The following is an 18,792-nucleotide window of genomic DNA, read 5'->3' as shown; positions in this document are numbered from 1 at the left end:
GGAAGTTGGTTTACACCAAGCAAGCCCAGAAAGATGCAAAGAAGTTGGCCTCCAGCGGTCTCAAGCCAAAAGCCCAGGAGCTATTGGACTTAATCGCGGAAGATCCATACCGCAAGCCACCCCCGCTTGAAAAACTCATTGGCGACCTTGTAGGGGCCTATTCACGCCGTATCAATATTCAGCATCGTCTGGTTTACCAAGTGCTCGAGGACGAGCGAGTGGTGAAAGTTCTCAGGCTCTGGAGCCACTACGAATAATGCATAACCAGCCGCTGTTGCCAAAATTAAAGGGGTCGTAACGAATATTTTTTAACCACTTCCACGACTAGGTCGATCAAAATATATTCACTTCGACTATATTTGGTCTTAGCCAAAAAAATCAATGTGGGCAAAGAGTATCTGGAGCAAATTAAAAATTAATATAGCAAGTGCCAGTAATCTCACCCAAGCCGTTGTGGCAGGTATTGGAAGACAGAGCATCGTTGGGATTGCAGAGATCCGGCCGCGGTCAAGCGTTATCATACGTCCGCATGTGCCGCCGCGTGTGAAGGAGTAGCGCTGTAATCGTGTAGAACTTGTCGTTGAGTGAGAAAGAGCACGAGTCGCAATGAATGGGCCAGGCCACTTCTGGCTGTGAGCGGTCAGTGTGGTTCGAATGAAGGCCGTCCAACAATCAAAATGCAGCGGACCGCTGGCATGAGAAAGAAAAATAAAAATGAATAATTTACTTATAATTTTACGTATCTATTTAATATTTGTAGCAGCATCCGGATTTATTTTTGGCCAGATTTTTTTTAATAATTTTGCATGGGGCGCAACCCTTGCGGGAGTGTTTGGCATAGTTGGCGAATTTTTGGGCGGTAAGTTTGCACGCAAAACATTGCTACGATCAAAAATAATTATTGCTTGTTGTATACTAAGTTTGGGCGGTGTGTCATTGGACGCATATAACTACTATGCAAACTTTAATAGTCCCGGTAATTATTATGCATGGTTTATGATAGCTCCCTTCTGTTTAATATTGCTGCTGATGATATGGGATATTTCCAATCACATGCTTTCTGACAATAGGCTTAAGCAGGACGTGGAAAATACATCGCGCCCTTAACTTGGACGTTATATGTAATAGGAGAATCTTGTTGTGATAACGAACATACTTAAATTGTTTTTAGCAACAACAAGCATCGGCATGTTTTTTTATAGTGGCTCGGTTTTTGGATTTTCTGTCGGGCATCTATTTCTTCTGGTGTTAGCCATGCTGATAGTGCTCTCAATTTTCTATATACCACTCACAATTTTAGTTACAAATTTATGTAAGGTAGTAGGCGTTCTTTCAGTGCTCGCGTTTGTGCTGTTAATGCTTGCGGGAACAATTGGTGGGTCTTTCAATCTGTCCTCGTCAAATCAGGTTATTGCTGCTTTGTTGGGAGGTATGTCACTGTTCGGTTTGACAGCTTTTTTTTGGTTAGATAAACCTAATGTCAGTAAATGAATAAGCGGAAGAAGTATAAAAATCTCTCAGTGGTTTGATCGTCAGAACTTATTCTTTTCATAAGTCAGTCCAATTTTCTACTCAGGCGTTAGTGTCAAATGCCATTTTCCCTGTCCGGGCAAAAACGGGCTGGCATTACCTTCTACCCAATCCCGGTGGCCCAGTGTGTAATAGCTGGATAACGGGTGGCCGCTCTGGCCGACGGCCATATGGAAAACCCCTTTCTCCTCGTGGCCCGGTGCCACAACCATGCGTTGCGATGCTCCCATGTTGGGTTTTTGCACCCGTGGCATATAGGTGTCGCCAGCCATGCTTTCACTGGGCGTGTTGAGCAGGCCACCCAGCAAGGGAATAGAGCCGCTCAATGGGTGGCGGATGTCGAGGGTGTTGGTCTCACCCCAGGTCTGTTCGCGCAAGGGTTGACCGTTTTTGGTGAGGTCGCGAATGGTTTGGTTGGCCTGTACCACCAGAAATTCCTGCCAGTTGCGGTAGCCTGCGGGGGTGTGTTCGGCAGGCTGTTTGTTAATCAGCATCCAGGTGGGGTATTCGAGGTAAATACTGACACGGACGGGATCAAAGAAGTCGATCTTTTTATCCAGTTTCTGTATTACGCGGCCGGTACTGGCAGCGATGACGTTTTCCCGGAAACGTTTGACGATCAGGTAGCCGGTGGAGCTTTTCGAGGCCCGGCCCTGCCAGTTTTCCAGCAGGTCAATCAGGGTGTCGGCGTTGTTGATGGTTGCGTCGCTGTCGCTGTGTTCCCGGGCGAGATTCAACAGCAATTGCTGCCAGCGGCTGAGGAACAGGGCGCGATCATCCAGGGCGATGGCCAGCATATCCTGTTCGCTGAAGTGGTCGCTGTCGTGCAGATTTTTGGCAATCTGTTGCTGGCGGGCCCCCAGGGCATAACTGCCGTGGCCGATCTTGTCGAGCATGGCGCCGGAGACCACCCGGGCGTTGGCAGTCCAGATACGGCTGTCCGCCGGGTTGATTACCCGAGGGTAGTCGGCAGCACTTAGGTAGCCATCCCAGCGGTACTCTCCGGTGGACCAGTCCTGGGGGTATTTCGATGACTGCCCTTCACCGCTGAATCCCACCCGCTTGGGCAGTCGCCCGGCAATGCTCCAGCCCTGATTGCCGGCGCTGTCCACTATATTGATGTTTTGTCCCGGAATGCCCGCGCTGGCGGCAATGGTCAGGGCCTCACTGACGGTGTCGGCGATTTCAAGGCGATGCAGATTGAGGTTGGCGCCCTCCGGGTCGTGGGCGACCCAGCGCAGGGCCAACAGGCGGTGTTTGTGATCATCGCCGATCACCGGACCCCAGATGGTGTGTCTGATTTTCAGGGTCTGGTCGGGTTCGCCTTTTACCTTGAGGTTTTCGGTTTCGGTGGTGAAGGGCCGCCAGCCGTCGGGTGTCAGATAGGCGTCCCCGGCGTCATTCACCTTCAGCACGATGCTGTCCTGGTAGTCGCCGTAGGAGTTGGTAAATCCCCAGGCGATATGCTGGTTGGAGCCCACCACCATCACCGGGACGCCGGGCAGGGTGACGCCGGTGACGCGACGATTGTCTTTGGGCAGATACCAGGAAGCGCGATACCAGATGTTAGGCACATTCAACCCCAGGTGCATGTCATTGGCCAGCATACCGGAGGAATAGTCGGTGAGCGTGCCACCCACAGACCAGTTGTTGGAGCCCACTGCGACGAAATCATGATAAGCGTCGGGATAGACGGCAGCGGTGGCGTCGATATCGTCCGGTAATTGCAACTGCGCCAGGGGCTGTTTGGGCAGCCAGTCGTTGAAGGCATAGGTCCCACCCTGTATGGGCGAATCCCATTCGCCGCCCTCGGGAACCAGGAAGGCGAACCAGTCGGCGGGCAGAGTATCCCGCAGTACCGCCAGAGAGCGTTCGTACTCGTTCTGTTCCGGTTGCAGGTCGATGTACATGCTGAACAGGGCCAGAAAGGTATCTTCTGTCTGCCAGGGTTTCGGGGCCGCACGCAGCAGAGCGTATTCAAAGGGTGCCCTGCCCAGTTCGCTCAATCCCTTGTTGGCCCCTTCGGTGTAGGTCTGCAACAGCGCCCGGTCTTCCGGGCTCAGTGCCCTGAATGCTCGCAACGCGCGTTTGCGGAACTGGTGAACGCGCACGGCTCTGTCGTGATTGAGCGCGAGTATGCCGAACAGGTCGGCCAGTTCGCCGGCAGCGTTGCGGCGCAGCAGGTCCATCTGGAAAAAACGCTCCTGGGCGTGGAGAAAGCCCAGAGCAAAGGCTGTGTCGTTGCGGTTTTCACCGGCAATGGTGGGAATACCCTGAGCATCCCGCTCCACCGTGACGGAGCCCAGCAAGTGTTCGCTGGTGACCGTGCCCTCGAGCAGCGGCAGGCTCTCGCGCAGAAACCAGTAACCATAGCTCACGGCGACAAGCGTGAAGAGCGTGAGCAGTAGTAGGGCATGGATAAGCCAGCGGGGAAGAAAACGGTGTGCCATGAAGCCTGCCAGGTATTGTTGGTTGTGGTCACATGATAATGAAATCCGACGGCATTATGGAGGCTTATGCCCGGCCAAAACTGCGAGGCAACGGACTGGACCATGGCTGGCGCAGATGATTCTTCAGCGGCGCGGAAAACTGGCCGCTATTCTGGCCCGGGTGTCATGGGTTTTAACGACGGCTTTAGTCTTTTCGGGTAATGCCAAAAGGGGTTCTGCTGCTTTTATGAAGAGCGTCTTATATTGGGAGAGTGCCTCAGGAGCCGGGATTTGCGACATCCTTCTCCTCAATGATCCACAACTGGCTATACCAGTAATAGGCGCCCGGTTCATTGCCAACCGGCGCCGTGCAGTTCACTTTTTGACGGCCCGGTGTCCAGCGCGGCAGGGTGACCTCAATCTGATTTTTTCCCGATATGTTCACCGCCAGTTTGGTACCACTGGCGTTGTAGCAGCCAATGCTGGCCAGATTAAAGCCGGGAGCTGTGGTCAGGGTCAGTACGGAAGCTGCTAGCTCCGGCGTTGCGATCATAGCGCCGGCATCGACGCGGATAACGGGCAGTGGCTGGCTTTGCAGTGCGGTGTTGAGCCGTTCCCGCCTGGCCCAGTTGCCCGCCAGTGGAAAGCGGGGAATGACATCCTGGGTTGGGCTGGTGACCGCACCGGATTGCTGGGCGATGGAGTAATAGCCTTTTTGTTTGAGCAGGCTCAGTAGTTCAGGGTTGTATTCGCCGAAGGGGTAAGCGAACAGACGCTGTTCGCCCTGGCTGCGCTGGGGTATCTCACGGTTCAGACGCCGCTCATTTTCGACGATTTCATGATCCATGCGCGCCAGCCATTCACTATGGGTTTCATTCTGGAGATAGCGCACCAGATGGGCGTGAGTCAGGCTGTGGTTGCCGATTTCGGCACCATAGTCAGCGAGTTCCCGAAGCTGATCCCAGTTCATTTGCAGGGTTTGCTGTTCGTCTACGGACTGGGCATTTACAAAAACTGTAAAGGGCCAGCCGCGTTTTTTTAGCAAGGGGAAGGCCGTTTGGTAGACCGAGATATAGGCATCATCAAAAGTGATGGCAACTGCCTTATCTGCCGTGCCGCCACTATCGAGTTCTGTCAGGAGTTGGCTGAGGGGTTTGACCCGATAGCCACGCTCGTCGATCAATTGCAGGTGGGCTTTGAAGTCGGTTGGGCTAATGCTGGTGCTTGTTGGGGTGTCGGTGTCGACATGGTGATACAGCAAAATCACGCCATGGTCTGCGGCCAGAGCCAGTTTGCTAAAAACGAGCAGGCAGAGTACTGCTGGCCAATTTTTGAGAGTGGTCATTTATCCATCAACTGGTTGTATTGGCGGAGCATGGTTTTTATTTCGTTGACATAGGCCTGACGCCGTTCCGAGTAAAAAATCAGTGTGTCCGCCAAGGCAAAGCCGGTCACTGCCCGATCGGCTTTGCGCAATGCCTGACGTTTCTGTCTCAGCATTTTGTAGGCGGGGTGGGTGTTCAGGGTATGGAGGTAACTGGTTACCGAGTCGTAGGGGCGATTAAAGGCCCTAACTTCATGTGTGGCACCCACTGGCCGGTTTTTGGGGACAAGGCCACAACCCTTTGTATAGCACCACTCTCCGAAAAGATTATTGCCCTGCCTGGCGAAACGGGATCGTCCCCAGCCGGATTCGGCGGCGGCCTGAACCAGAATCAGGGAAATGGGGATGGTGTCGACGCGCAGTAGTAACTGCTTGACGAGTTCACTGGGTGCTGACTCTTTGTCATCGAGACCGTATCGATCCGCAATGTGGTTTAGCGACCGCTGTTTGATCCAGCCGGGTTGTTTGCCCTTATCCAGTTCAGCTTTTAGTTGAAGCAGCCAGTCGCGATCATCCAGAACAGCCTGATTGGCGGCCTTGGCAAGGGGCTCCAGAAACCCAAAAAAACGGGTTTTCAGCTCGGGGATATCCCTAATGATCTTGAAATCGGGAAGTTTTGCCGATTCTACCCGACTGGTGTTTAGCCACCACATCAGGGCGAGAAGAACTGCTAAACCCAGGGCCAGTATGTATCTTTGTTTATGTGTTCGTACAAGTGAGAGTGGTTTCATGGCGACCTTAATTCAAAACTCCAGATGGCTTGAGACTCTCCTTGTTATGCGGTTGTTCGAACCAGTTTGGTGTTTGTCTGGTAATCATGCAAGGCCAACCCCCGGGTTCACTGCGGCACAAAGCCGGCGGAGATGAATTTCAGACGCAAGTCTCACGTATACTTACGCTATGAGAATACTTATCTCTCTTCTGTCGGTTTTTCTGTTTATGCCTCTGGTCGCAAAGGCGGATCATGAGTGTGTGGTGTTGCTGCATGGCTTGGTGCGGACAGCCGACTCAATGGATGAGCTGGAGGAAGCCCTGTCGGACAGCGGCTATCGCGTGGTGAACGTCGGTTATCCGTCCCGGCAGGAAACCATTGATCGTCTGTCGGCGATGGCGGTGGAGGAGGGCATCGTGGGCTGTGACCAAGCGTCAGTGGAAACGATTCATTTTGTCACCCACTCGCTGGGGGGCATTCTGGTTCGCTACTACCTGGCCGATACAAGTATTGCCAAGCTGGGTCGTGTGGTGATGTTGGCACCGCCGAACCAGGGGAGCGAAGTCGTGGACGAGTGGCATGGCGTGCCGGGTTACGAGTGGCTGAATGGTCCCGCGGGGCAGCAGCTGGGGACCGGCGAGGACAGTGTGCCGCGAGCACTGGGGCCAGTGGATTTCCCCCTCGGGGTTATTGCCGGGACCCGTTCGATTAATCCCATTTTGTCGCAGAGTCTGCCCAACCCAGACGATGGCAAGGTGAGTGTTGAAAACACCCGGGTCGAGGGGATGGCGGATTTTATCGAGATGCCCTACACGCACACATTTATGATGGGTGCGGAACCGGTGATAAGGCAGGTGCAACACTTTCTGCGGAGCGGAAGGTTCTCTCACAACTCCGATTTGCCCTAGAGGCGCTTTCCAAGAGCTACCGTCTCACAGTGTTTTAAAAACCCGCTCCGCCGCATCAAGGGTGAATTCCAGATCCTCATCACTGTGGGCGGAGGACATGAATCCCGCTTCATAGGCTGCCGGGGCCAGATAAATGCCGGCATCCAGCATGCCGTGGAAGAATTTGCCAAAGCGCACGGTGTCGCAGGCCATGACCTGCTGATAGTTGGTGACGGCCTTTTCTTCAGTGAAGAATACCCCGAACATGCTGCCCACATGGTTGGTGGTCATGGGGATGCCGGCTGCATCGGCGCGGGCTTGCAGGCCTTCCACCAACAGCGTGGTTTTGGCAAAGAGTTCATCGTGAAAGCCGGGTCGCGTCATCAAGGCCAGTGTCGCCAGCCCGGCGGCCATGGCCACCGGATTGCCGGACAGGGTGCCGGCCTGATAGACCGGTCCCAGCGGAGCGATCTGCTCCATGACTTTGCGCTTGCCGCCGAAGGCGCCCACCGGCATGCCGCCGCCGATGACTTTACCCAGAGTGATCAGGTCGGCATCTATATTGTAGCGGCCCACTGCACAGCGGGGATCCACCCGGAAACCGGTCATCACTTCATCAATAATCAGTAATGCCCCGTGCTCGGTGCACTGACTGCGCAGGCTTTCGAGAAAGCCCGGCGCGGGAGGAATGCAGCTCATGTTGCCGGTGACGGGCTCCAGAATGACACAGGCCACCTGGTCGCCAATTTCAGCAAACGCCTGTTCTACCCCGGCGACGTCATTGTAGGTCAGCGTGACGGTGTGATCTGCCAATGCCGCGGGCACCCCCGGTGAGCTGGGTACCCCCAGGGTTAATGCCCCGGAACCGGCTTTCACCAGCAGCGAGTCCGAATGGCCGTGGTAACAACCCTCGAATTTGATGATCTTGTCACGACCGGTAAAGCCCCGCGCCAGACGTATCGCACTCATGGTGGCCTCAGTGCCGGAATTGACCATGCGCACCATGTCCAGCCCCGGCACCCGCTCGCAGAGTTCATCTGCCAGTTCAATTTCCAGTGCCGTGGGTGCACCAAAGGTCATGCCTTTTTTCAGTTGTTCACTGACAGCGGCGATGACATCGGGGTGATTGTGCCCGGCGATCATCGGTCCCCAGGAAAGGACATAGTCGATATAGCGTTTGCCATCCACATCGAAAAGGTGTGAGCCCGCAGCGTGATCAAAAAACACCGGGGTGCCGCCAACGGCTTTGAATGCGCGAACGGGTGAATTGACGCCACCGGGGATGTGGCGCTGGGCTGCTGTAAATAGTTGCTCTGATCGTTGCATGGTTTTAAGCTATTTTCGTTGATAAATAAAAGAAAGTTATTATCCTTGATTGGGCATGAAGACGCTATGCCACGACGGAGGTGCGATGAACAGGGCGGAGCCAGCTTGGCAACTGATTCTTGACTATTGGTTTGGTACAGAGCCTGACGATGCAATTTGCGCCCGTCAACAGTCGCCAATCTGGTGGAGTAAAAGCCTTGAGGTGGACGCTGATATTCGCGACCGCTTTGAACCTTTCCTGCAGGTGCTCATTAATGGCGGTAACCGCTACTGGTTGCAATTCGCCGAGAGTCGTCTGTCTGCGATCATTGTTCTCGATCAATTCTCCCGGAATATCTATCGGGACTCGTCAATTGCTTTCAATGCCGACAGGCTGGCGCTGAACTGGAGTCTATCCGGTATTGACGCCGGTATGGATAAACAGTTGCGACCGATTGAGCGGGTTTTCTTTTACCTGCCCCTGCAGCATGCGGAAAGCCCGGATATTCAGCGCCGCAGCGTGGTGCTGTATCGACACTTACTGGCCCAAGTGCCCGCGCCACACCGAGAAACGTTCGCCGGGTTTCTGGATTATGCCGAGCGGCATGCGGCCGTCATTGAACAATTCGGCCGTTTTCCCCATCGCAATGAGGTGCTCGGTAGAGTGTCTACCGCTGAGGAACTGGAATATCTCTCGCAGCCTGATAGCGGCTTTTAGCCGGGCGGATTAAAACGGCCTGACAATAACCATTACCACGATACCAATCAGCATTAATACGGGAATTTCGTTAAACCACCGGTAGAACACATGACCGCGAGTGTTCCTGTCATCCCTGAACTGCTTCAGCAGATACAGGCAACTGTAGTGGTAGGCAATGAGAAGTAGTACCAGTGCCAGCTTTACCTGAAACCAGCCACTGTTCAGAAAGTAGTTCGGGTAAATGGAAAACAGTGCAATGCCCAGCGCAACGGCGACGACCATCGATGGGTTTGCGATACCCCGGTAAAGTTTGCGCTCCATGATTTTGAAGCGTTCGATACTGATCCGATCCTCGGCCATGGCGTGGTAGACAAACAGTCTTGGCAGGTAGAACAGCGCGGCAAACCAGCTGACCACAGCGATGAGATGAAAGGCTGTAATCCAGCTTTGGCCGCCCAGCAGAAATTCTTTTATCAGTGCCATTCGCTGATCCTTATTGGTAATAGTTGTCGATATCCTGGCGGGTGATGATACCAGCAACTTCGCTCATCAGCGGCGCTGCGGTTTGGCTGACATAGACCGCCTGATCATCGTTCTGCTGCATGACCAGCAGGGCTTCTTGCAGGGTGGCGCGGGGGTGTATCGGCACGATAGGCCAGCGTTCCGCAGGAATCTCCTGTAGATCGATAGTGGTATCCGGTTCCAGGGCCAGTTGTTCCTCCATATAGCGAGCGAGATCGGCGGGTCTCATGATGATTTTCGGTTCGCCAACATCCTCAATCACAATCCATTGGGGTTTACTTTTCAGGAGGTCATCAATGCGCTCGAATGGCAGATGGCGGGAGTGTGAGATAAAGTCACGCTTCATCAGGCTGGTGACACCGGCCCGGCTCAGACTCTGGAACCGCGGGGAGCTATAGCCATCGCGACCAATGGAAAAAAGACCGGGCATGCGTGTCAGCATCCGGCAGGTAATCGTCGCGATAACAGTGACCAGCATGCTGGGTAAGAGAATATTGGGGTTATAGGTCAGTTCCAGTACAGCGATAAGCGCAGCAAGGGGTGCGTTCAGTACGGCACCCACCATTGCACCCATACCGATGATGGCATAAAAGCCGGTGGACGATGCCTGATCCGGGTGAAAAAGACTGCCCGCGATGCCCAGTGCCCCGCCGAGGCAGGCACCGATGACAAAATTGGGTCCGATGATACCCCCGGGTAAACCCAGTCCGACCGAGACACTGGAGACCAGTATTTTTGCCGCGACAATCCCGATCAGCAGGCCCACTCCCAGTTCGCCCAACAAGGCTTGTTCGACGGTGTCATAGCCGACCCCCTGAATGTGCGGTATCACAGTCGCGACGGTGCCACACAATACCCCCACACAAAGCATTCTCAGTAGCACCGGACGCTCCCGGAATCTTGTGGAGAGAGAGTAGAGCATGAGCATGGCCGCTGCCGCCAGACCGATGACCAGGCCGCATGCCAGCAGAAAAGGGATTTCCCATAGACTACCCATTTCGATAAGGGGAATGGCAAAGGCGGGTTCTGAGCCGAAGACGATTCGCGAAACCACGCCGCCACTGACGGCTGCCAGAATGACCGGGATAAACCCGGCAATGGTGTATTCCATTAACACCACTTCCATGGCAAAAATAACCCCTGCCAGCGGCGTGTTAAATGATGCAGCGATGGCCGCCGCTACCCCGCAGGCAGCCAGTATGCGCAGACTGTTGTTCGGCAATTGCAGCTTCTGACCCAGCAGGCTGGAGCAGACGGCGCCCAAGTGGGCGGCAGGTCCTTCTCTGCCCACGGAATGGCCGCTCAGTAAGGCAATGGCAGCGCCGCCAAACTGCAGTAGTCCGTTGGCCGCCGGCAGTTGTGCCTGATGGTATTGCATCCGGTCGAGAATGTGGCCGACGCCGACGGTATGGTATTCCGTCTTGCAGCTGTGCATGATCAGACCGATCACCAGTGCCCCGACTACGGGCAGGATAAAACTGGCGGTGCGGCTGAGCATTTCAAAAGATTCGCTGCCCTGCGGTAGCAGTAAGGCAAGGGGCCACTCAAAAGAGAGCCGGAAAGCGATAGCGATGAGCGCCGTCAGTAGTCCGCTAATGCAGCCCAGCACAGCTAGCTGGGGCAGGGCATCGGTGTGCGCAAGGCGCGCACGGAAGGCATCCAGTCGCCGTGAAGGCCAGTGTTTTCCGAGACGGCTTTTCTGTTCCTCTATGGAGGTCATTTGCTGCGCTCCGATTGTTGCGGGACAGAGCCCGTTTATTGGCCTGAGGTTTGCGTTATTATAGGTAGCTCAATCCAGGCATAACAGGAACATTTATATCGTGATCAAAGTAGGTATTGTAGGCGGGACAGGTTACACCGGCGTTGAATTGTTGAGATTGCTTGCGGTTCACCCCGATGTGGTGGTGACGGCGATCACTTCCCGTGGTGAGGCCGGGCGGCCTGTGGCCGAGCTGTTTCCAAATCTTCGCGGGCACTTTGACTTGTGCTTTACCGATCCTGCCGCCGGCGATCTCGATCACTGTGATGTGGTCTTTTTCGCCACTCCGCATGGTGTTGCCCAACTGACAGCGCCCGGCCTGCTCGAGAAAGGTGTGCGGGTGATTGACCTGTCAGCGGATTTCCGGATCCGCGATGTGGCCCTTTGGGAGACTTGGTACAAGCAGCCCCATACTGCTCAGGAGCTCGTGTCCGATGCTGTTTATGGCTTGCCGGAACTGAATCGTGAAGCGATCCGGCACGGTCGTCTGATCGCTTGCCCCGGTTGTTATCCCACCAGTGTTCTGCTTGGTTTTCTGCCCCTGCTGGAGCAGGGCCTGGTGGATCAGGGAGACTTGATTGCAAGTTCGGCCTCCGGTGCCAGTGGTGCCGGGCGTCAGGCGAATATCGGAACGTCACTGGCTGAAACCAGTGATAATTTCAAGGCGTATGCCGTTCCCGGTCACCGGCACTTGCCGGAAATCAGGCAGGGTCTGGAGGACATTGCGGGATCTGGGGTGGGGCTGATTTTTGTGCCGCACCTGCTGCCCATGATCCGGGGTATTCATTCCACGCTCTATGCCAACTTGCTGGATACCGGGGTGGATTTACAGAGACTCTATGAAGATCGCTTTCGGGATGAACCTTTTGTCGATGTGATGCCGGCCGGTAGCCATCCGGAGACGCGCTCGGTTCGCGGCTCCAATGTTTGCAGGATAAGCGTGTTTCGGCCGGAGAATGGAAACAAGGTTGTGGTGTTGGCGGCTGAGGATAACCTGGTAAAAGGTGCATCAGGTCAGGCTATCCAGAACATGAATATCATGTTTGGTCTTTCAGAGAAGGCCGGTTTACTGGCGCCAGCACTGCTTCCCTGATGTCCAGAACAGAGCCGGAGCAGTTAATCGTCAGGCCTCACAGGCCAGGCCATCGACGATTGGAGCTGGTGCTTTGGGTGTTGGCTGTGACTGTCGCCTGTGGTGTTGGATTTTTACTGGGGGGCGGGTTTTTTGATCGGACCGTGCTGGATGGCCGGGCTTTGGCCAGAGAGCTTAAATCGGTCCGTGAGCAGAATTTGCAGCTGCAGCAGCAGCTGGCCAATGCAGAACTTGGCGCCCAGGTTGATGCGACCTCTCTGGAATCCGTCAGGAAGTTGGTGACCTCTTTGCAGCAAAAGTTGGCCGCAAACGAAGAGGAGCTGGGTTTGTATCAAAACCTTCTGCAGGAGAATGACAAGGAGGCAGGCCTGCAAATCGGCAGGCTTGTGCTGAAACCCGGCGGGAAAAACGGGGCGGTAGCCTACCGTTTGATTGTTCAGCAAAAAGCGGCCAATCTGAAGCAAATCAAGGTGAATGTCGTTATTCGTGTAGAGGGTCTCAGTGACGGTCAGCCATTCGCTGTAGGGTTTGACACGCTGGATGCCGAGGTCGATACGTTGCCGTTGCAGGCCACGTTCAAATATTTTCAAGTTCTGGAAGGCAGCATACGGATACCTGCTGGTTTCCAGCCATTGACGGTGTTGGTGAGTGTGTGGAAAGACGGTGCCGAAAATACCCGCGTGGAGCGGAGTTTTGATTGGCAGCTGAATGAGGCTTGATGAGGTGGATCATGAGAAAGAAAACAACCCCGGCACCCTTTGCAGCGGGTGCGACAACACTGGTAGCCGGAGGGACTTCCGTAGTAGGTGATATTCATTTCGCTGGAAATCTTGAGGTGGAAGGCCATATTACCGGCAATATCAAGGCTGATGATGGTGTCGATGCGAGGGTTCGTATCCTGCCGCAAGGTCGTGTGGTGGGCGATATTACTGTTCCGGTGGTTGTCATAAATGGCCGCATTGAAGGCAATATCTACTCCAATCATCAGGTAGAGCTGGCGGCGAAGGCGGTGGTGGATGGTGATTTGCACTATTGCCTGATCGAAATTGAGAAAGGCGCTCAAGTTAACGGCAATTTTGTCCATCAAAGCCAGACTGATCCAGAGTCTGCAGCCCCTTCAGAAGAGAATGCGCCGGAAGTCGCCGCCGAAGTTTCGTTGGAAAAAGCCTAAGCCACTAGGCAGCAGAGCCACGCTTCATGATAGAATACCTGAGTGGAATGCTTGGGTATTGTTGGTTAATGCATTCCTTACGATTCATTCAGGAGCATGCATGTCAGGTATTGCAACATTTACACCGATGCCTTTATACATTTCGGATAACGCGTCCGAAAAGGTAAAAGCACTTGTCGAAGAAGAGGGAAATCCTGATCTCAAGCTGCGGGTATTTGTCACTGGTGGTGGCTGCTCGGGGTTTCAGTACGGGTTCAGTTTTGATGAGGTTACTGCTGAAGACGATACTCTGGTCAGCAAGGATGGTGTGGCTGTGGTGGTGGATCCGCTCAGTTTTCAGTATCTGTCAGGGTCAACTGTCGATTATGAAGAGGGCTTACAGGGTTCGCGCTTTACGATAACCAACCCCAATGCCGCCACCACCTGTGGCTGTGGCTCCTCATTTTCTGTCTAGTTGGCTGGAATTCAGCGTGTTCAAGATATACGCCCGTAAATATTGACGTTATGTTGCCAATTTCCTGTACAGGGCTGAGCGAGATGGTCTGGTAGAAGTGGCAGAGATGCTTGTGTTCTTCTACCCACCCACCACATTTCAAGAAATCAGTTTAACGACCATGCTTTCAGCAGTGCCATGTGGCCAGCTTGCTCAGGCAGGATGAATGGCGCCTAAAACGGTGGCTGCTAAAGCCCCGGTTACGGTAGGTTCATTCCCCGGTTTGCCGGCAAGGGTTTGCTGAGCAAGCCAGGCAAAAGCCATCGCTTCAACCCATCCTGGCAATATCCCCAAAGCCTCTGTGGTGCTTACCTGTATTGGGTCCAGCAGCGCACTAATACGGCTGACAAGGGCGCCGTTATAGGCGCCACCACCACAAAGGTAGGCTTCTGCTATTGGCCTGTGAGATTTTCTGACACTCGCGCTGATGGTCTGTGCAGTAAATTCAAGCAGCGTGGCCTGCAGGTCAGCCGGCTCTGTTGATTCACCGAAGCTGACCAATTGTTGTGACAGCCAATCGGGGTTAAACAGTTCTCTGCCGGTGCTCTTGGGGGGCTTTTTGAGTAGGTAGGGTGTCTTAAAGAACTGTTCCAGCAAGGGCTGAATGACACGGCCCTGGCTAGCCCACTGGCCGTTGTTATCGTAGTCTTTGCCAAGACACCGCAGAATCCAGCTATCCATGAGTCCGTTCCCGGGGCCGGTATCGTAACCCTGTGGGGTGGACACGCCATCGCCGTAAAGCAGTGTGATATTGGCGATCCCGCCGATATTGATAATGGCCCTCGGTATTCCGGCTTTCTCAAATGCTGCGCGGTGGAAAAGCGGGGTCAGCGGTGCGCCCTGCCCGCCAAGTGCAATATCGCGTCGGCGAAAGTCGGCAACCGTGGTGATGCCTGTCAGGTGGGCAATCGTGTTGGGGTCGCCAATTTGTAGGGTGAATGGGTGTATGTTGTCGCCATGTTCCGGAGGGAGATGACGAATAGTTTGGCCGTGGCTGCCTATGGCGATCACTTGACTGCTGTCAATGGACTCACTGTGAAGTAGTGTGTTGACAGCATTGGCAAAACGAATCCCCAGCTCCCGGTCCAGTTGCCCCATACGAGAAATCTCATTAGGACCGGGGGTGGCCAGTTCGTGAATGTCATGTTTGAGGTCGGCTATCTCGCAACTGAATGTAGCCAGAAGACGGTGTTGTTCGTCTGACAGGTCGGCTAAAACGGCATCTATGGAGTCGGCACTGGTACCTGACATCAAGCCTATGTAGAGTTCTCTGTCAGGCATTTATCGTACGATCAATCGGCTTGAGTGGGTTTTTTGTCGGTGAGCAGGGCCACTCTGAAGCTTTGACGGTTTTGTGCCAGCCGGTTCATTAATGTCTTGGTGGCACTGACGAATCTGCTTTTTTCAGTCGGGTCAATTGGTTCTGCTTCTGGCAGTGAAACGGTGCGGGGATTTCGATGAACACCATTGACCAGGAATTCGTAATGCAGGTGTGGTCCGGTTGCATAGCCCGTAGAGCCAAGAGTGCCAATGACCTGGCGCTGTTTGACGTGTTGGCCCCGCTTCACGGTGCGTTTGTCGAGATGCAGGTACTTGGTGGTGTATCCTTGACCATGCTGGATAAACACGTAGTTGCCGTTGGCTTTACTGTATGCGGATGCGATGACCTTGCCCTCACCAGAGGCAAAGATCGGTGTGCCTCGGGGTGCCGCATAGTCAACGCCGCGGTGCGCGCGAATGCTCTTGTGAATGGGGTGCATCCTGCGCAGGTTGAAATTGGAGCTGATTCTTGTGAAATCGAGGGGTGCGCGTAAAAAGGCTTTGCGCATGTTCATGCCGTCGGGGGTGAAGTAGCTCGCGACACCTTTGCTGTCCTCGTAACGCACCGCCTGGAAAGTATTGCCGCGGTTGGTGAACTCCGCCACCAGGATATTGCCGGTACCAATTTTTTCACCATCCAGGTATTTTTCTTCATATAGCACCGAGAACTTGTCGCCTTTGCGGATATCGAGTGCAAAGTCCACATCCCAGCCGAAGATATTGGCAATTTCCATGATGGTGTTATGGGGTAGGTCGGCCCGTTCGCCAGCCAAAAACAATGAATCATCAATGGTTGACTCCCGATAGGCATTTATGACATCGGGCTGGCGGACCACATGCTCGACACTGAAGGCCGGGCCACCGGTTTCCGGTTGTTGAGTAAAGACGTAGGATTCGAGCCTGGATTTATTGTAGATCAACTGGCCCAGCGACCCGGACTCATTGAGCCCAAACAGGAGTTCCTCACCCGGACGCATCTTGGTCAATGGTTTGGTCAATGGGGACGATGACATTAACCGGTGAACGTCTCTGGCGCTCAGCGAAACCTGTTGAAACATGGTCGACAAATTTGAGCCACTGCGCACAGTGGTGGTCGACCAGGTCAGCGTATCTGCAGGGCCAGAGTTGTTCTCAGGACTATCTTCTGCAGGCGTTGTCTTTTCGTTGGCATTAGTGAGCGTAGCCGTAGGCTCCTGAGGCAACCGGTTCGTGGTGTCCTGGAAAGTTAAGTCAATGGCAGTGGCCTGGCGATTGGCTTCGACCTCTTCACTGGGCAAAATAGACAAGCCGATAAAAATGGCCGCAGCCAATGAACCGAGTATCACCAAATGGTGACGTGAGTGTTTTGCCGCTAGCAGTTGACGTCCGATTGATTCGCTTTTTGTGCTTGATGAGAATCTGGCTTGGCTCATGATAATTCAATAATCGTCTTAGGTTATTGGTTTAAGGCATCAATATATAACAGAAAGTCCGCCAGTCCCACCTTCGCCAACAGGTTTTATCTGCCTCAATACTTGTTTTTGTGAACGGATAAGGTAATGTTTGCCCCCCTTCAAAAGCATCCATTTGGGATTGGCAGCATGTCTGAAAATGCCCTGAATATAATCGCAGAATTGCAGTCCAGAGGGCTGGTCGCCCAGATGACGGGTGATGGCGCGCTCGTTGAACACCTGACTGACAGCTCGCGTGCCGTCTATTGTGGCTTTGACCCAACTGCTGACAGCCTTCATATAGGGAGTTTGGTGCCGCTATTGGCCCTGCGCAGGTTTCAGCTTGCCGGGCACAGGCCTATAGCGCTTGTGGGCGGCGCCACCGGTCTGATCGGGGATCCGAGTTTCAAATCCCAGGAGCGCAAGCTCAACACTGCTGATGTGGTCGAGGGATGGGTGGAGTCTATAAAAAATCAGGTCTCGCGTTTCATTGATTTTGATAAAGGTCTTTGCACTGCAGAGGTCGTGAATAATCTGGACTGGGTGGGTTCGATGAATTTGCTGACGTTTTTGCGTGACGTCGGCAAGCATTTTTCAGTCAACAATATGGTGAATAAGGAATCGGTCAAGCAGCGGCTTGGTCGGGAAGGTGAGGGTATCTCCTTTACCGAGTTTACCTATATGTTGCTGCAGTCCTACGATTTTGCCGAATTGAATCGGCGCTATAATTGTACGGTGCAGCTGGGAGGCTCTGACCAGTGGGGGAATATCACCGGCGGCATTGACCTCACCCGGCGGCTGAACGGTGAACATGTTTACGGCATGACGCTGCCACTGGTGACGAAGTCAGACGGCACAAAGTTTGGTAAAACTGAAACAGGTACTGTCTGGTTAGACCCGGCTAAAACATCGCCCTATGCCTTTTATCAGTTCTGGATAAATACAGCCGATGCGGATGTCTACAAATTCATGCGTTACTTTACTTTCTTGCCCTCGAGCGATATTGAGGAAATAGAGAGGGCTGATCAGGAGTCAGGGGGGAGGAGGTCCGCGCAGGGCCTGCTGGCTCGGGAGCTGACAGAGCTGGTTCACGGGCGTGAAGGCCTAGCGGCTGCCGAACGGATAACACAGGCGCTTTTCACGGATGGTCTGGATGAGCTCTCTGAAGGTGATCTCGAGCAATTAAAGCAGGATGGCATGCCAGCCAGTAACTTGAGTGCTGCAGATGTACACGATAAACCGCTGACCAGGTTGTTGGTAGACTGTGGGCTGGCCAAGGCCGGCAGGGAAGTTAAAGATGCGCTGAGTCGATCGGCGGTGTGGGTTAACGGTATTGCCAAAGATGAGGCTGACAATCTTTTGGCCAGTCATTCTTTTGCATCGGATCATGCATTATTTGGCCGTTTCTTTATCGTCAAGCTGGGCAAGAAAAAATACCATCTGCTTGAATTGGTTTAGAAATATTCCCCCTGTCATAAACGTCGATAGCCTTTCTATGTGTTCGGGTTGCCTAGGCGATTTTGGCGCAAGATGAAAAAAGTTAATAAAGGCGTTGACGGGTAGAAATAAATCGCTAGAATGCGCGCCTCGGTTCAGGGTGAAGCCCGGAATTTGAGAGTTCAACGGCTAACAAATTTTTTGAAGAAAGCCGTTGACAACAAGGTTCAAAGCGCTAGAATGCGCGTCCGCTTCGGGTAACACGGAAGCGGGGTTAACTGGCAAGGCAGGCATGAATTTGCCAAGCAATATTAAATGCTTAAACCAGTTGACATTAAGGCAGCGATGATTAGAATACGCAGCCCGCTCAAAGCACAGAGCAACCGTTCTTTAACAATAGATCAGATAATGCGTGTGGGTGCTTGCTGAGACGATTCGAGTGATAACGAATCATCAAGCGCAAGTAACTCATCAATTCATACGATTTGGTAAGCCAAAGTGTTTGAGCCAAGTTTTTGAGTAGTATCGCGGGTTTTCGTGAAACTGCTCCCTCTTATCGAAAGGTAGAGGTTAAAGATTAAACTGAAGAGTTTGATCATGGCTCAGATTGAACGCTGGCG

At 53.6% G+C, this 18,792-nt stretch carries 18 protein-coding genes; 10 read left to right on the top strand and 8 right to left on the bottom strand.

Translation table 11 applies throughout. The annotated features are described in order from the left end of the window. The 3 genes from AACZ64_RS12690 to AACZ64_RS12680 form a co-directional block, all read left to right on the top strand. The coding region (locus AACZ64_RS12690) for a Txe/YoeB family addiction module toxin (RefSeq protein WP_339640300.1) at positions 1-257 on the top strand (257 nt) is incomplete at its 5' end. Between the two features lie 457 nt (positions 258-714). Further along, positions 715-1,107, top strand: coding sequence for a hypothetical protein (locus AACZ64_RS12685; RefSeq protein WP_293614591.1), 393 nt, complete (start codon positions 715-717; stop codon positions 1,105-1,107). Positions 1,108-1,140: 33 nt separating this feature from the next. Next, positions 1,141-1,491 carry a hypothetical protein gene (locus AACZ64_RS12680; RefSeq protein ID WP_036858704.1) on the top strand — a complete coding sequence of 117 codons (351 nt, stop codon included), beginning with the start codon at positions 1,141-1,143 and terminating at the stop codon, positions 1,489-1,491. A 77-nt stretch (positions 1,492-1,568) separates the two neighbouring features. Here AACZ64_RS12680 and AACZ64_RS12675 read toward each other — a convergent pair whose 3' ends face one another. The 3 genes from AACZ64_RS12675 to AACZ64_RS12665 all read right to left on the bottom strand — a co-directional run bounded on the left by AACZ64_RS12675 (position 1,569) and on the right by AACZ64_RS12665 (position 5,996). Next, positions 1,569-3,980 (bottom strand): penicillin acylase family protein, encoded by a 2,412-nt coding sequence (locus tag AACZ64_RS12675; RefSeq protein ID WP_293614592.1) that lies wholly within the window; start codon positions 3,978-3,980, stop codon positions 1,569-1,571. A gap of 256 nt (positions 3,981-4,236) precedes the next feature. After that, positions 4,237-5,304, bottom strand: a complete 1,068-nt coding sequence (locus AACZ64_RS12670; protein WP_293614593.1) for a polysaccharide deacetylase family protein — start codon at positions 5,302-5,304, stop codon at positions 4,237-4,239. Then, positions 5,301-5,996, bottom strand: a complete 696-nt coding sequence (locus AACZ64_RS12665; RefSeq protein ID WP_293614594.1) for a glucosaminidase domain-containing protein — start codon at positions 5,994-5,996, stop codon at positions 5,301-5,303. The genes AACZ64_RS12670 and AACZ64_RS12665 overlap by 4 nt, the downstream gene beginning before the upstream one ends. A 286-nt stretch (positions 5,997-6,282) precedes the next feature. Here AACZ64_RS12665 and AACZ64_RS12660 point away from each other — a divergent pair, with 286 nt between their 5' ends. Next, positions 6,283-6,963: an alpha/beta hydrolase gene (locus tag AACZ64_RS12660; protein WP_339640297.1), complete on the top strand. Its 681-nt coding sequence runs from the start codon at positions 6,283-6,285 to the stop codon at positions 6,961-6,963. A 24-nt stretch (positions 6,964-6,987) separates the two neighbouring features. Here AACZ64_RS12660 and hemL read toward each other — a convergent pair whose 3' ends face one another. Then, complete coding sequence (gene hemL / locus AACZ64_RS12655; RefSeq protein WP_339640295.1) at positions 6,988-8,268, bottom strand: glutamate-1-semialdehyde 2,1-aminomutase; 1,281 nt, start codon at positions 8,266-8,268, stop codon at positions 6,988-6,990. 85 nt (positions 8,269-8,353) lie between these two features. On the opposite strand from hemL, the gene AACZ64_RS12650 reads away from it, so the two are divergent. Then, a complete protein-coding gene (locus AACZ64_RS12650) occupies positions 8,354-8,965 on the top strand; it encodes a DUF924 family protein (RefSeq protein ID WP_339640293.1) in 612 nt (203 codons plus the stop codon). Between the two features lie 9 nt (positions 8,966-8,974). On the opposite strand, the gene hemJ is transcribed toward AACZ64_RS12650, so the two are convergent. Together hemJ and AACZ64_RS12640 are read right to left on the bottom strand one after the other, a co-directional pair. Next, entirely contained in the window at positions 8,975-9,430 is a 456-nt protein-coding gene (gene hemJ / locus AACZ64_RS12645) for a protoporphyrinogen oxidase HemJ (protein WP_339640291.1), read from the bottom strand. A 10-nt stretch (positions 9,431-9,440) separates the two neighbouring features. Further along, complete coding sequence (locus tag AACZ64_RS12640) at positions 9,441-11,189, bottom strand: chloride channel protein (protein WP_339640289.1); 1,749 nt, start codon at positions 11,187-11,189, stop codon at positions 9,441-9,443. A gap of 100 nt (positions 11,190-11,289) precedes the next feature. Here AACZ64_RS12640 and argC point away from each other — a divergent pair, with 100 nt between their 5' ends. From argC to erpA, 4 genes are all read left to right on the top strand, one after another. After that, positions 11,290-12,321 carry an N-acetyl-gamma-glutamyl-phosphate reductase gene (gene argC / locus AACZ64_RS12635; RefSeq protein WP_293614599.1) on the top strand — a complete coding sequence of 344 codons (1,032 nt, stop codon included), beginning with the start codon at positions 11,290-11,292 and terminating at the stop codon, positions 12,319-12,321. Beyond that, entirely contained in the window at positions 12,321-13,040 is a 720-nt protein-coding gene (locus tag AACZ64_RS12630) for a DUF6776 family protein (protein WP_293614600.1), read from the top strand. The genes argC and AACZ64_RS12630 overlap by 1 nt, the downstream gene beginning before the upstream one ends. Before the next feature lie 11 nt (positions 13,041-13,051). Then, positions 13,052-13,492 (top strand): polymer-forming cytoskeletal protein, encoded by a 441-nt coding sequence (locus AACZ64_RS12625; RefSeq protein WP_293614601.1) that lies wholly within the window; start codon positions 13,052-13,054, stop codon positions 13,490-13,492. A gap of 100 nt (positions 13,493-13,592) precedes the next feature. Next, a complete protein-coding gene (gene erpA, locus AACZ64_RS12620; RefSeq protein WP_293614602.1) occupies positions 13,593-13,946 on the top strand; it encodes an iron-sulfur cluster insertion protein ErpA in 354 nt (117 codons plus the stop codon). Positions 13,947-14,138: 192 nt separating this feature from the next. On the opposite strand, the gene AACZ64_RS12615 is transcribed toward erpA, so the two are convergent. Then, positions 14,139-15,266 carry an anhydro-N-acetylmuramic acid kinase gene (locus AACZ64_RS12615; protein ID WP_293614603.1) on the bottom strand — a complete coding sequence of 376 codons (1,128 nt, stop codon included), beginning with the start codon at positions 15,264-15,266 and terminating at the stop codon, positions 14,139-14,141. Positions 15,267-15,277: 11 nt separating this feature from the next. Further along, a complete protein-coding gene (locus AACZ64_RS12610) occupies positions 15,278-16,717 on the bottom strand; it encodes a peptidoglycan DD-metalloendopeptidase family protein (protein ID WP_293614604.1) in 1,440 nt (479 codons plus the stop codon). Positions 16,718-16,885: 168 nt separating this feature from the next. Between AACZ64_RS12610 and tyrS the strand changes: the two genes are divergently transcribed. Continuing rightward, positions 16,886-18,193, top strand: a complete 1,308-nt coding sequence (gene tyrS / locus AACZ64_RS12605; protein ID WP_293614605.1) for a tyrosine--tRNA ligase — start codon at positions 16,886-16,888, stop codon at positions 18,191-18,193. The last annotated feature ends 599 nt before the right edge of the window (positions 18,194-18,792 follow it).

Origin of the sequence: uncultured Porticoccus sp., assembly GCF_963975625.1 — a bacterium.
Lineage (GTDB): Bacteria > Pseudomonadota > Gammaproteobacteria > Pseudomonadales > Porticoccaceae > Porticoccus.
This window is presented reverse-complemented; position numbering and strand designations above follow the sequence as displayed.